Genomic DNA, 13,419 nt, shown 5'->3' with positions numbered 1-13,419 from the left:
CGCGGCACGTTCATGCACGCCTGGGTCAGACCCGCGTACTGCGAGGTGGAGGAGTTGGTGACGTCGACCTCGGTCAGCGCCACGTCCACGCCGAGGGCGGCGAAGCTGGACAGCGTGGTCTGGAAGTTGCCCGGCAGGGAGCTGCCGCCGGTGAAGTGGGTCTGCAGGCCGACGCAGTCGATCGGCACGCCCCGGGACTTGAAGTCCTGGATCATCCGGTACATGCCCTGGGTCTTGGCGTAGGACCAGTTCTCCACGTTGTAGTCGTTGTAGCACAGCTTCGCGGCCGGGTCGGCGTTGCGCGCGGCGCGGAACGCGGCCTCGATCCAGTCGTTGCCGGTGGCCTGCAGGTTCGACTGGCGGCGGCTGCCGTCCTCGTTGAACGCCTCGTTCACCACGTCCCAGTAGGCGATCTTGCCCTTGTAGTGGGCCATCACCCCGTTGATGTGGTCGATCATCGCCTGCCGCAGTGTGCTGCCGCTGATCCCGCCCCACCACGACGGCTGCTGCGCGTGCCACGCCAGGGTGTGCCCGCGCACCTTCATCCCCCGCTGGGTCGCCCAGTTGTAGATCTGGTCGCCGGCGCTGAAGTTGAACTGACCCCGCTGCGGCTCGGTCGCATCGGGCTTCATCTCGTTCTCAGCCGTGATCATGTTGAACTCACGGCCGGCGATCGTGCTGTACGTCGAGTCGCCCAACCGGTTCGCGGCGATGGCCGTGCCGAAGTACCGGCCCGACTGCGCCGCGGCGGCGCCGAGCGTGCTGGCCGCAGCGTTGGCGGCGGGCATCATCATCACCACGGTGCCCGCGGCCGCTGCCAGGACGGCGCTGAACGCCGCAGTGAGCCGCAACTTTCGCCGCCGTGGGGTGCCGGCGGAGTGACGTAGGGGGTTGGCTGCCACTATGGCCTCCTTTTGCGGTTCTGCGGCCGGGCCCGCGATCACCGCACGCGCGGCCGGCCGTCGCCGGCACGCGTGCCGAAGGGGGTGTCGTGGGATCGCACGATCCGGACCGAGAACGGTGGGTGTCAATGCCACGCCATGCTGACACGTCAATATCCACCTGACAATAGTTTCCGAAAATTTCGGTGACCTTTGATCGCCGTCCCTGCTCCAGGGCACAACGGCGTGCAGTGGACGCCTCGGACCGGCGGCCCGCGCAGCGGCGCCTACCTGCAAGCCAGTGACTGGCGGCTGCTTGAGCGCTTCAGTTGCCGGTACCGGCGAGGCCGTCGAAACTTTCGAGCGCTGCGGCCTGCCATCCGCCCGTCAGAGCGGCGGGGTGAGCGTCGGGCGCTCGGGCTGCCGGTCGGGGTCGTCCCAGAGCAGGACCAGGTCGCGGTCGGTGCGCTGGTGCTCCGGCTCCGCGGCGGCCTGGTTGCGGAGCCGGCGGACCTGGTCGGGCAGGTCGTCGCGGTGCACGCCGTCGAGGTCGTGGCACAGGGCTGCGGCGAACCGCTGGCCCGGGCAGTCCTCATGGGCTCCGTCCGGCGTCCCCGGGCAGGAGCCGCGGCGCCACAGCATGACCGGCACGCCCTGATCGAGCATCGCGCCGAGCGCGGCGGTGTTCACCGGGGAGGTCGGGAAGACCGGCACGTACGGCTCGAGGAGCCGGAGTTCGGCCCGGAACACCTGGAGATCAAGATCTCCGAGTCTGCACGGCATGCGGCGCAGCGGTGCGGCCGCGGCGTCGCCGATCGCTCTCCAGCGCTCCAGCCAGACCCGCGCCAGTCCCGGGTCGGTGTCGTCGGAGCGGTCCAACGAGCGGACCACCACCGGATACTCCATGCCGAGGGTCGACCATGGCCTTTCATCGGTGTGCCAGTCCTCGAAGTCGATCTCCAGGAGCCGGTAGGGCGCGACGAACTCGAGTCGCACCTCGCCGGCGAACCGGTTGACGGCATCGGCGACGGCGCGGCGCACAAAGTCCCTCGCCTCGGTGAGGTCCACGGGGCGTTCCGTCTCGGCGGCGACGCTGACGTTCGACGCGTCCTGGTAGTTCCACACGGTGTACCGGAAGCGGCCGGGCTGCTCCGCCGACGGCACCATTCGGATGATCAGCGACGGGCGGGTGGGCGGCGGCAGCCGGAGGAGCGAGTCGACGCCGCGGGCGGCGGCGGCCCGCACCACCCAGTCGCGCAACGGCTCCGCCGTCGGGACGAGGCCGGCCACGTAGTCCAGCACGTGCGGCAGGCCGGTCGTCGGGGGGATGAGCTCGGTGAGCTCCGCGACCACGTCGCGGTAGTCGTTGAGCGGCAGCTCCGGGTCGCGCGCACCGCCGGCGACGGTTCGGAACGCGCGCCGGTGCTCGCTCGGCGCCGCGACCCGGCAACCGGCCAGCAACGCCAGGAGCTCGCGCTCCTCGACGTCGGCCAGGAAACCGCCGCGCCGCGGTCGCTGCTCACCCCGGACGGCAGGGCCGGGACGGTGGTGCAGGTCGTGGGCGCGCAGCAGCCGCTGGTAGTCCGGTGCCGGCATGTCGCGCAGGCTCCCGACCGGCTCGGCGTGCGTGGTCCGTTGCTGCTTGTGGGTGCTGTGCACGACGCCGAGGACGGCGCCGGTCTCGAGGTCGATCACCGGGGCGCCGCTCATGCCACCCCTCGCCTCGCCGTCGAATCCCAGGGTCCGTTCCGCTCGCCCGCTGAAGACCAGGTCGATGCTCATCACCTCGTGTGCGCCGCCCTGCCCGGTGTACCCGAGGCCGAGGTACCGTTCGCCCAGCACCGGCTGGCGGTCCGCGAGGCGGAGTGCGGGATGCCCGGCGGGCGCCGGCTGCACGTACAGCACTGCAAGGTCGGTGGTGGTCGTGTCCGGGGTCCAGCGCACGGTGGCGGTGCGCCACTCGTCACGCCACCGGACCCGCACCGTGTCCTGACCGTCCACCAGATGCCGGGCGGTGAGCAGGACACCGGGCGCGATGAAGAAGCCGGTGCCGATGGCGGCTCCGTCCACGATGACGACGCAGTCGGCCGCGTGGCGGCGCAGGTCCCCTTCGAGGCCGGCACCGAGGCCGGCCAGGATCGCGGCACCGGTCTGCGGCTGGCTGAGGTACCGGGCCACACTGTGCCACTCGATGCCGTTGTCGACAGCGACGTTGGTGATCCAGCCGCCGAACTCGACCGGCAGCGCGCTGGGCATGGCGACCACATCGCCCCGGGCGGCAACGTTTGTCCAGGAGCCCACGTTGCGCAATGACTGCCCGGGCGGCGGTCGCAGCCGCCGGAGCACGGCCGGGCTGCCGAGGGGCGTGCCCAACGTGATCAGCGCCCGCACCTTGAGCGCCGGATATGCGCACAGCGTCTCGTACACGGCGATCGCGCCGAACGAGTGCGCGACGATCACCTGCGTGTCGTCGGTGATCGCGGCGGCGATCCGTCGTTGCACGGCGGCGCGGAGCCGTTGATCGGTGAAGTAGCGGCTCACCCGCTCCACGACCGCCGCGCCGGCGCTGTCGACGATCACCTGGCCCAGTGCGGTCCGGCTGAGGACGCGCAGGACCGTCGCGCGCACCCGGGACCAGGCCCCGGCGCCGGTGGCCGTGTCGCCCGAGCCCACCGCATGCAGCCAGCCGAGCAGCACCGCCCGTTCGAAGTCGGTCTGGTCCGCCTGCTGGGCCGGGCTCACGGTGGCCGGCTCGCCGTCGAACAGGTCGGCCAGCCGCAGCACCTCGACGGTTTCGGTCACCCGGACCGTCACCTGCTGCGGATCGCCGGCGGCGCGGAGCAGCCCGTCGGCGATCGCCGCATGCCACGTCGCGGCGACCTGCGCGGTACTTCGAAGCGACGCGACCATCCCTTCGACGCAGAGTACGGACGCCGGGCGGCGGGTCGTCCCGACGGGACGGTCGGGCGACGGGTCGGGCAGCTCGATGCCGAGGCGCTGGGCGAGGTGGCGGCCCATCAGCGCGAACGGCTCCATCGACGGGTCGACGGTGCCGGTGCCGAGCGGGTGGGCGAGGAGGGCCTCGATGCTCTGGCCGGTGCCGCCCCAGCGTTGCAGGTGCTCGCTGAGCACCTCGTACACGCTCCAGTCCTGGCTGGTCGAGGTGCCGCGGGCGAGCAGCTCGGCGGTGCCCGGCCGCCACCGCAGCTGGGACCGCGGGCCGGTGGGCGCCGCGGGGAGCCGCTCCAGCAGCCCGCTCACGAGTACTTCGGCGAGTTCGGCCGGGCCCGCGGCGGGCAGCAGCTCGCGTTGCAGGACCTGCAGCAGCGGCAGCGACAGTACCGGCGCCGCGGCGAGGATGCGGGCCAGGGTCTGGGCGTCCGGGGTGGCCCGGGCCTGGAACGCCCGGACCCGGTCGGCGGGGGACAGGCCGGCGTTCGTCGCGCCGGCCGGGCGGGCGTCGGGGGTGCGGGCCCAGACGGCGTCGACCCAGCCGGCGCCGGAGGCCACGGCGTGGGCCCAGCGGCGGACGTCGTGCGGGCGCAGCGTGACGACCGGCAGGGCCACGGCGCCGGGCTCGTCGTCGCTGTCCCACCAGGCCCGCACGACGTCGGCGGCGGTGTTGACGGCGCCGGGGCGGCGGGCCCGCAAGGCCACCGTCGGGCTGCCCAGCGCGGTGAAACCCCGGTACTGCTCCGGCAGCAGGTGCAGCACGGCGACCGGCATGAGCCGGGCCCAGCGGTGCAGCAGCGTCCAGATCGGGGGTGCGTACCAGGGATCGGTGGTCGCGTCGGTCGCCACGAGGACCAGCCGGCGGCCGGTCGGGTCGGTGAGCCGCAGCGGCCCGTGCGCGGCGCCGGTGCCGTCGCGCAGCAGCACCGAGCCGCCGGCCTGCCACCGCAGGGTCCAGCGGGTCACCTGACGGAACGCGCCGGTGCGGCGCAGCAGCGACTCGAAGTCGCCGAGGGCGTCGGCCCACGCCGCGGCGACGGGGGAGTCGTCGACGACGATCGCCACGTCGAGCCCGCGGTCCCAGCCGGGCCGGGTGACGACGGTCAGCCGGCCCGCGTCGGCGGTCGCCTCGACGGTCGCGTCGACATCGACGACGGGCGGGCCGGGCCGCCGGATCCGCCGGAACGGGGCGAGGGCGTGCCCGGCCGGCACGGGCCGGCGCCGGGCCGCGGCGGTGCCCAGGCCGACGGCGACCGCCGGCACGCCCGCCACGGCGGCGCCGGCCGGGGTGGCCTCGACCAGCTCACCGCCGGTCACCCCACCGGCCGGTGCGGGCTGCTCGGGCCGGGGCGCGGGCTCCGCCGGCGGGTCGGCCGTGCCGTCGCGGCCGGCAGGTTCGCCGGTCGCCGCCACCGCCGGCTCCGGTGCCGGCCGGTCCTGCCGGGACGCGATCGTGGCCAGCCACAACGCGTCGGCGACGGCCTCGGCGGAGCAGCCGGGGACGGCGGCGGCGACGGCACGCACGACCCGGTCGATCACTTGCCGTTCAGCTCCTCCAGCAGGATCCGCCCCACCCGCTCGCGGGCGTCGCCGTCCGGGGCGGGCTCGCCGGAGACCAGGTGCAGGAAGTTCAGCAACTGGTCCAGGGCCAGGTTGTCACCCTCGACGAGCCGTTGCGCGAAGCGGTAAATCTCTTCGCGGTGGGTGTCCTCGACGCCGGGGAGGTGCCCGGCGACGACGTCGCGGATGAACGTCTCGGTCGCCGTGGGCATCTCGAAGCGGACGCACCGGCGCAGGAACGGCGCCGGGAAGGTGCGCTCGCCGTTGCTGGTGAACACGATGACGGGCCAGTGCGTCCGGTGGACGACGCCGCCGGTGACGTCGTACATCGCCCGGTCCGCACCCCGCACCCGATGCGCGGCACCGGCGGCACGGACCAGCGCGGGGATGTCGAACTCGCCCTGCTCGAGCACGGTGAGCAGGTCGCTGGGCAGATCGAAGTCGATCTTGTCGATCTCGTCGATGAGCACCGCACGGGGGCGGTCACGCGCGGCCAGGGCGGTGCCGAGCGGGCCGAGCGTCACGAACCGCTCGACCTCGGTGCCCGTCGCCGCCTGTGCCTGGGTGGCGTGCAGCCGTCCGAGCGCGTCGTACTGGTACAGCCCGTCGGTGATCGTGCTGCGGGAGGTGATGTGCCACTCCAGGGGCTCGCCGAGCTGCAGTTCGGCGGCGATGCGGGCGACGAGCGTCGACTTGCCCGAGCCGGGCGCGCCGGTCAGCAGCAGCGGCCGGCGCAGGTACAGCGCGGTGTTCACCGCGTCGAGCAGCTCGGGACCGATGACGAAGCGTTCGACGGCGGTCGCCCGGTCCCGCCACGGCGGCGCGTCGGGCAGAGCCCGCCACGCGTCGGCCTCGCGGGCCGGATCACCGGTGCCGGTGAAGATGTGCCAGGCGGCGGCCATGTGCCTCCTCTTTCGGTGCGCGAGCAGCGGTGGGCATCAGACGGACTCCGCGGCGGCCAGCGGCGGCAGGGAGAACTGGGCCCGGCCGCGCGGGTCGTCCCAGATGACCGCCGGTCGCAGGCCGGGGAAGCGGGGCAGCTCGTCCGGCAGCACCTGCCGGCGGGCCGGCGCCGACACACCGGACACGGCGCTGCGGATGTTGTCGTGCTGGGCCGGTTGCAGCACAGCCGGGAACCACACCACGAAGCCGCACCCTTCCCGCAGCAGGATCCGCAGCGTGTCGGCCCGCTCCGGCGGCGCGGTGCCCAGCTGCCACGGCTCGTGCGCCTCGTCGCGGATCCGTTCGCGGAGCCGCTGGTGGTCGGCGAGCAGGTCGTCGGGGAGCGGGTCGGGGATGGTCTCCCACCGGGCCCGGCCGGTCCGCTCGACGAGCCGCTCGTGCAGGGCCGGCTGGCGGCGCCGCCGCGACCAGCGCAGCCGAGGGCGGGCCCACGCGCTGAGCGGCTCGGGCTCGTCGTCGACCTCGCGTACCGGCCAGTGTTCGATGCCCTTGGACAGCAGCGCGTGCGGCACCGCCAGGTCGACCAGCAGCGACCGGGCGGACGGCACGGTCCGCAGGACCGTCTTCAGCGCCTCCAGCAGGCCGTCGGGCGTGCGTGCGCACGGCACCCGGCCCACGATGTCGTCCCCGGTCGACACGAACGTCCAGCCGACAGCGGCCGGCCACGGCGGCTCGCCGGGCCCGGGTTCGTCGCCCAGGTCGAGCAGCAGCCAGGCGCTGCTGTCGCGGCGTCCGGCGTAGAGGTCCTCGGCGTTGGCGAGCTGATGGCCCTGCCCGGCGATCCACGACGCGAACGCGGCCGGGCTCGCGCCGACGGCGGCCGCGACACCGACCACGAAGCGGGTCAGCGCCCGCAGTGCCGGTGCCGTGCCGGCCCGCCGCTCGTGCAGGTCGGCGTCGGCCGCCTCGACGAGCAGGGCGTCCACCGACGTGCCGGTCGGCCAGGCACCGACCTCCCGCCGGTAGATCGACTGGAGCCGGCCCAGCTCGACCGTGTGCGCGCCGAAGCCGGCGCACACGGTCCTGGCCGCGGCCGCCCGCCGCAGCGCCAGCACGGTGTCCGCGACCCGGGACGCGCCGGCGCCGAGCACCTCGATCCGGTCCGCCACGGCGGCCAGCTCCGGTCCGGTCCAGTGCACCGGCGGCGCGACGTGCGCGGCGACCAGCACCGGCCGGTACCGGTCGGCGACGTCGGAGGACAGCTCCACGACCGGTGCGGGCCCCGCGGGCGCGTGCCGCAGCGCCTCGGCGACCGGCGGGAACGCCTCACGCAGGTCCGCGACCGCCCGGCACAGCACCTCGCCGCCGAGCGTCCCGGCGCCGGCCGGTGCCGGGGGGAAGTTGGACACGATCCCCACGACGCGTTCGGCGCCGCCCGGTTCGCGGCGCAGCAGCGGCCCGCCGGACATGCCGTGCGGGCTCTCGCCGTAGGCGGCGGCCATCTCCCGCACGTGCAGCCGGATCGCCCGCGCCCTGCCGACCACCGCCTCGGCGGAGCTCACCTGCCCGATCAGCGCGATCGTCTCGACGGCCGGGTTGAGCTGAGGGAAGCCGGCGATGCGGCCCTCGTCGTACTCGCGGACCTCGGTGCCGAGGGGCAGCGCCACCGCCGCGAGGTGTCGGCGCAGCGCCCCGGCGTCGTCGCCGGCGCGGTCGTCGTCGAGCGCCAGCAGGGCGGCATCGAGGTCCGCCACGTGGTGGACGTACCCGAGCGGCACGATGACGCACCCGTCCGGCGCGGCGGGATGGTGCAACCGCAGCCACAGCCGCGCCTGCGTGCCACCGGCCTTGCGCACGCAGTGCCAGGCCGTCAGGGCGTGCCGGTCGTCGATGACGAAGGCGCTGCGCAGCGTCCCCTCCGGCCAGGTCCTGAGCTCGGCCGTGGTGAGCAGACGGCCGACCCCGCGCTCCACCATCGCTACCGGCCTCCGGCCGCGCTCCGCCGGCGCAGGGTCAACGTCACCTCGACCGTCGCCTCGCTGCTGGCGCTGAGCAGCGCCTCGACCGCCTTGCCCGCGCCGACCGTGGCCTTGACCCCGAACTTCAGGTCCAGCGCGTCGATGTCGAACGATCCGGTCGGCGGCCCGGCCGCCCCGCCGGGCGCGGCGGGGTGCTCCAGGCCGTTGACGACGCCGCTGACGACGACGGCGACCTCCCGGCCGACCGCCTCGGCCGCCGCGCGCAGCACGTCCTGGCCCAGCACAGCGACGCTCCTGCGCGGCGCCGCGTGTCGCCCGCGCCGTCCCCAGGCCTGTGCGTGGCCGGTCTCGTCCAGCTCGTCGGTCTCGTCGGTCTCCTCCGGCTCCCAGACGATCGGCCCGGCGGGCCCGGAGGGCATCAGGACCCCGTCCGGCGGTGCCAGCAGCACGCCGACGCGGATCTCGGGCGACTCGACGGCATCGAGCGGCGTCTCCACGCGGGCGCTCCCCCTTTTCCGGCAACGGTTGGCGGGATCGACCTTAGCCTTTGCGTAGCGGCGCAGGAACTCCCCGTTCCGGTGTGCGGCGCGGCACGATCGGCGTCACTGCGGTCGGCGGGTCGATAGGGTGCAAGACGGGCAGGTGGTACCAGGAGCCGTAGAAGGGGGGCACTCCATGGCCGAGTACGAGCCGTACCAGGGTGATCTGTTCGGGCAGGTCCGGTCCAACGACGACTTCCGCCGGGTCCTCAGCACGACCCGGCACACGCAGCTGGTCGTCATGACGATTCCGGTCGGCGGGGAGATCGGCGAGGAGGTGCACGACGGGATCGACCAGGTGCTGATCGCCGTCGAGGGCAGCGGCACGTCGATCCTGGAGGGGCAGCGCCGGCCGTTCGTGGCGGGGGACGTCGTGGTCGTGCCGGAGGGCACGAAGCACAACTTCGTCAACGACGGTGACGGGCCGCTGCGGATCGCCACCGTCTACGGGCCGCCGGACCACCGCCCGGGGACGGTGCACCACACGAAGGCCGACGCCGACCGCGACGAGGCCGACGTCCCGCCGCAGGACAGCTGAGACGCGACCGCGCCGGGCCCATGGAAGGCCCGGCGCGGTGCGTCGTGTCCTACGACCAGAGGGCGGTCGCCCACTCGTCGCTGGACCAGTAATGGCCCGACCAGTAGTGCCCTGACCAGTAGTGACCCGACCAGTAGTGGCCGGCCCAGTCCGGGTCGGTCCACGTGGTCGCGCCGTTCCACGGCTTGCCGGTCCAGGTGGCGGCGGCCCACGTCCGCGACGCCCAGGAGGTGCCCGTCCAGCCGTCGCCGGCGACGCGGTACCCCATCCAGGTCCCGCCGGACCAGCTGGTCGCGGCGGCGCTGCGCGGGGCCCAGGTGGCCGGGTTCAGCGGGCCCCAGACACTGTTGTTGCCGCCGAGCGCCACGTTGTCGCGCACGAGGCGGCTGGCGCCGCGGGCGTCGTCGAGCTTGCCGGTGCCGCTGGAGCGGTTCCAGCCGGTGGCGTACAGGTTCTGCGAGGTGAGCGCCGCGCCGAGGTTGAGCGCGCGGATGTTGCGGGTCATGGCCAGGCCGGACACGAAGCTGGCCGAGGTGCTCAGCACGGTCTTGACCTGGTCCGCGGTCAGCGTCGGGCGGGCCTGCAGCAGCAGCGCGACCGCCGCGGAGGTGACCGCGGCCGCCTGGGAGCTGCCGCTGCCGCGCAGCAGGGTCGTGCCGACCTTCGCCGACGGGTACGTCAGGTCGACGTTGGAGCCCGGGACGGTCAGCGAGACGATCGACTCGCCGGGGGCGACGAAGTCGACGCTGCGGTTGTTGCCGCCGATCGTGGTGAACGAGGCGAAGTCGTCGTCGGCGACGGTCGCGGTGCCCTTCGTGGTGCTGGCGGCGACCGCGATGACGGCCGGGTCGCTGGCGGGGTCGCTGACGACGAGGTCGCTGTTGCCTTCGTTGCCGGCCGCGGCCACGACGACGATGCCCTTCAGCCACGCCTGCTCGACCGCGAACTGCACCGGGTCGGACCACGAGTTCGGGGTGCCACCGGTGCCGTAGGAGATGTTGATGACGCGGATCGGGTTGGCCGGGTCGTCGTTGCGGCGGCGGTCGTACCGCACCCGGACCGCACCCGGACGGGCAACCTGCCGGCACCGGTTATGGTGTGGCGTGGCGTCGGTGAGGCTCGCGGCCGGGCGCGATGTCGGGGTGGGGCTCGGGGCGGTGGCCGTCGCGGTCCTGCTGTCGCTGCAGGCGGCCGCGGCCCAGGGCGACGCGCGGCCGCTCGACGTGGCCGGTTACGGGCTGGTCGTCGTCGCGGCCGGGGCGCTCGCGTGGCGGCGGGTCGCGCCCGTCGCCGCACTGGCCGTGAGCGTGGTGGCGAACGGCGGGTACCTGCTGGCCGGGTACCCGTACGGGCCGGGCCTGCTGTGCGTCGGCTGGGCGATGTTCGAGGTCGCGTGGCGGCGGCCGATGCGGTGGTCGACGCCGCTCGCCGCCGGTGCGGCGGTGGTCTCCGTCGCGGCGGTGCTGCCCCGGCTCGCCGGTGAGCTGGACGTCCTGGCGCTGGGGCTGGTGCTGTGGGGCGCGTGCTGGCTGGTGGTGCCGTGGTCGCTCGGGGCGCTGCTGCACGTGCGGTCCGCGGCCGAGCGCCGGGCCCGTGAGGAGCTGATGGCGCGGGCGGCGCTGGAGGAGCGCGTCCGCCTCTCCCGGGAGGTGCACGACGTCGCCGGGCACGGGTTCGCGGTGATCGCCATGCAGGCCGGCGTCGCGCTGGTCGTGCTGGACGAGCGGCCGGAGCAGGCCCGCGCGTCGCTGGAGGGCATCCGGGCCGCGGCGACCGCCGCGCTGGGCGACCTGCGCCGGGTCCTCGACGAGCGCGGCCCGCGGCCGGAGCCGGCCCCGGACCTGGCGGCCCTGGTCGCGCGGGCCCGCAGCGCCGGGCTGGCGGTGGAGCTGCACGGCAGCGCCGACGACCTGCCGGCCGCGGTCCGTGACGTCGTCTACCGGGTGGTCCGCGAGTCGCTGACCAACGTCATCCGGCACGCCGGGCCGACCGGCGCCACGGTGGCCGTGACCCGGGAACCCGGCGGGGTGCTCGTCACCGTCACGGATCACGGCGTCGGTGCGGCGTCGTCGGTACCGGCGCAGGGGCGGGGACTGGCAGGCCTCCGGCAGCGGGTGGAGGCGGCCGGCGGGACGTTCACCGCGGCCGGCCTCGACGGCGGCGGGTTCGAGGTGCGGGCAAGGCTGCCGGTGCCCGGGGCGACGGCGTGATCCGGGTCGCGCTCGCCGACGATCAGGCGCTCGTCCGGATGGGGCTACGGGTGCTGCTGGAGCGGGAGCCGGACCTCACCCTGGTCGGCGAGGCGGCCGACGGGCACGAGACCCTGGCGCTGGTCCGGCGCACGGCTCCGGACGTGCTGCTGCTGGACATCCGCATGCCCGGGCCGGACGGGCTGGCGGTGCTGCGGCAGATCACCGGCGACCCGGGCCTCGCCAGCACGCGGGTCGTCATCGTGACCACGTTCGAGACCGATGAGTACGTGCTCGCCGCGGTCCGCGACGGGGCCAGCGGATTCGTGCTCAAGGACGCCGAGCCCGCGGACCTGGTGCGCGCGGTCCGCGCGGCGGCCGCCGGCGACGCGCTGCTGTCACCGTCGGTGACCCGCCGCCTGGTGGAGCTGGTCGGCCGCCGGCTGCCGGGCGGCGGCGCGGACGGGCCGGCGATGGACACGCTGACCGGGCGGGAGCGGGAGATCGTCGCCTGGGTCGCGACCGGCCGGTCCAACGACGAGATCGCCGCCGAGCTGTTCATCAGCCCGGCGACGGTCCGCACCCACGTCGGGCGGGCGATGCTGAAGCTCAACGCCCGGGACCGGGCCCAGCTGGTGGTGTTCGCGGTGCGGGCCGGGCTGACGATCCCGCCCGCCTGAGCGCCACCGCGCCCGCCCCGACGGCGATCAGCACCCCGATGAGCTGGACCGCCTGGCCGGCCGCGACCGCCGCGCCGTACCGGCCGGTGAGGTTGGGCCAGCCGGTCGGGCTAATCGCCCAGCCGGTGGCGACGAACAGCCCGAGGGGCACGCCCACCGCCGGCGCCCACCGCCACCGGGCCAGCCCCACGAAGGCCGCGCCGGCCAGCAGGATCACCATCCCCGGCGGCACCGCGACCGGGAACCGCACCCCGGCCGCCCACAGCACCCCGATGCCGGCCGCCCCGAGGACCAGGCCGCCGACCGTCACCACCCGCGAAGTCATCTGCATGCCCGCCAGCCTCGCCGCGGGCCCGCCCCGGCCGCGTCGGCGCGGGCGCGGATCCGGCGTACGAAGATCTGCGTAGGACGGATTCGCCCGTGGGTGGACGCGGTGCCGACCGGCGTCGGGCAGGCTGCGGGTATGCGTGGACGAGCGTCCTGGGTCATGTTCATCGTGGCGATCATTTTCGGTCTGGTGCTCAGCTTCCCGTACCTGCGCGGCGGCAGCCGGATCCCGGTGTCCGGCGGGCCACACACCTGGGTGCTGGTCGCGCACGTGGTCACCGCCGCAGTGGCGCTGATCGTCGGGGCCGCGCAGTTCGTCCCCGCGATCCGGGCGCGTCGCGCGCTGCACCGGGCGCTCGGCCGCGGCTACCTGCTCGCCGGGGTGCTGCCGGCCGCGCTGACCGCGGTGCCGGTCGCGCTGTGGTCCGGGCACCTGCTGACCCAGGTCAGTCTCACCGTCGCGGCCGGGCTGTGGCTGGTCACCGGCGCGCTGGCGTACCGGGCCGTGCGCCGCCGCGACATCGCCGCGCACCGCGCCTGGATGACGCGCAACTACGCGCTGACGTTCCTCGCGGTGACGGCGCGCATCCTCGTGCCGGTGCTGCTGCTGGCCCGGATCCCGTTCGGCGGGCCGGGCATGGGCGCGATCGGCGCGGACGCGCCGGCGATGATCCCGATCGGGCAGACGCTGGGCTGGATCGTCAATCTCGCCGTGGCCGAGGTGCTCCTGCGGCGCCGGCGCCGGGCTCGAACAGAAACCGACAACCAGCTTGCTTATTGACAAGAATCTTTTCAGTAAGCCACGATGCTGAGAGCGCTCTCACGTCCGCCAGCGCGAGGCGTCAACCGCCCCCGGCCGCCCCCGGCCAGC

Annotated in this window: 11 protein-coding genes; 4 read left to right on the top strand and 7 right to left on the bottom strand. The window is 74.7% G+C overall.

The annotated features are described in order from the left end of the window. The 5 genes from AB0H83_RS09025 to AB0H83_RS09005 form a co-directional block, all read right to left on the bottom strand. A partial coding sequence (locus AB0H83_RS09025; RefSeq protein WP_360089319.1) for an endo-1,4-beta-xylanase occupies positions 1-902 on the bottom strand: 902 nt, incomplete at its 3' end. Positions 903-1,268: 366 nt separating this feature from the next. Next, positions 1,269-5,372: an SAV_2336 N-terminal domain-related protein gene (locus AB0H83_RS09020; RefSeq protein WP_360089316.1), complete on the bottom strand. Its 4,104-nt coding sequence runs from the start codon at positions 5,370-5,372 to the stop codon at positions 1,269-1,271. Next, a complete protein-coding gene (locus tag AB0H83_RS09015) occupies positions 5,369-6,295 on the bottom strand; it encodes a MoxR family ATPase (protein ID WP_360089313.1) in 927 nt (308 codons plus the stop codon). The genes AB0H83_RS09020 and AB0H83_RS09015 overlap by 4 nt, the downstream gene beginning before the upstream one ends. Before the next feature lie 36 nt (positions 6,296-6,331). Beyond that, positions 6,332-8,272 (bottom strand): trypsin-like peptidase domain-containing protein, encoded by a 1,941-nt coding sequence (locus AB0H83_RS09010; RefSeq protein WP_360089310.1) that lies wholly within the window; start codon positions 8,270-8,272, stop codon positions 6,332-6,334. A 2-nt stretch (positions 8,273-8,274) separates the two neighbouring features. Then, positions 8,275-8,772 carry a hypothetical protein gene (locus AB0H83_RS09005; protein ID WP_360089307.1) on the bottom strand — a complete coding sequence of 166 codons (498 nt, stop codon included), beginning with the start codon at positions 8,770-8,772 and terminating at the stop codon, positions 8,275-8,277. A gap of 178 nt (positions 8,773-8,950) precedes the next feature. Here AB0H83_RS09005 and AB0H83_RS09000 point away from each other — a divergent pair, with 178 nt between their 5' ends. Beyond that, complete coding sequence (locus AB0H83_RS09000; RefSeq protein ID WP_360089304.1) at positions 8,951-9,352, top strand: cupin domain-containing protein; 402 nt, start codon at positions 8,951-8,953, stop codon at positions 9,350-9,352. A 49-nt stretch (positions 9,353-9,401) separates the two neighbouring features. On the opposite strand, the gene AB0H83_RS08995 is transcribed toward AB0H83_RS09000, so the two are convergent. Further along, positions 9,402-10,406, bottom strand: a complete 1,005-nt coding sequence (locus AB0H83_RS08995; protein WP_360089301.1) for a S8 family serine peptidase — start codon at positions 10,404-10,406, stop codon at positions 9,402-9,404. Positions 10,407-10,455: 49 nt separating this feature from the next. Between AB0H83_RS08995 and AB0H83_RS08990 the strand changes: the two genes are divergently transcribed. Together AB0H83_RS08990 and AB0H83_RS08985 are read left to right on the top strand one after the other, a co-directional pair. Next, positions 10,456-11,562: a histidine kinase gene (locus tag AB0H83_RS08990; protein WP_360089298.1), complete on the top strand. Its 1,107-nt coding sequence runs from the start codon at positions 10,456-10,458 to the stop codon at positions 11,560-11,562. Continuing rightward, a complete protein-coding gene (locus AB0H83_RS08985; RefSeq protein ID WP_360089295.1) occupies positions 11,559-12,221 on the top strand; it encodes a response regulator transcription factor in 663 nt (220 codons plus the stop codon). Before AB0H83_RS08990 ends, AB0H83_RS08985 begins: the two co-directional genes overlap by 4 nt. Here the strand turns inward: AB0H83_RS08985 and AB0H83_RS08980 are convergent. After that, on the bottom strand, positions 12,151-12,552 hold the full coding sequence (locus tag AB0H83_RS08980) for a hypothetical protein (protein ID WP_360089292.1): 402 nt from the start codon (positions 12,550-12,552) through the stop codon (positions 12,151-12,153). The two genes, AB0H83_RS08985 and AB0H83_RS08980, sit on opposite strands and share 71 nt — an antisense overlap. A gap of 132 nt (positions 12,553-12,684) precedes the next feature. Between AB0H83_RS08980 and AB0H83_RS08975 the strand changes: the two genes are divergently transcribed. Next, a complete protein-coding gene (locus tag AB0H83_RS08975) occupies positions 12,685-13,329 on the top strand; it encodes a DUF2306 domain-containing protein (RefSeq protein ID WP_360089289.1) in 645 nt (214 codons plus the stop codon). Positions 13,330-13,419 lie beyond the last annotated feature (90 nt).

The sequence above is a fragment of the Dactylosporangium sp. NPDC050688 genome, assembly GCF_040654515.1.
Lineage (GTDB): Bacteria > Actinomycetota > Actinomycetes > Mycobacteriales > Micromonosporaceae > Dactylosporangium.
The sequence above is the reverse complement of the archived record's forward strand: the minus strand, read 5'-3'. Positions and strand labels throughout refer to the sequence as shown.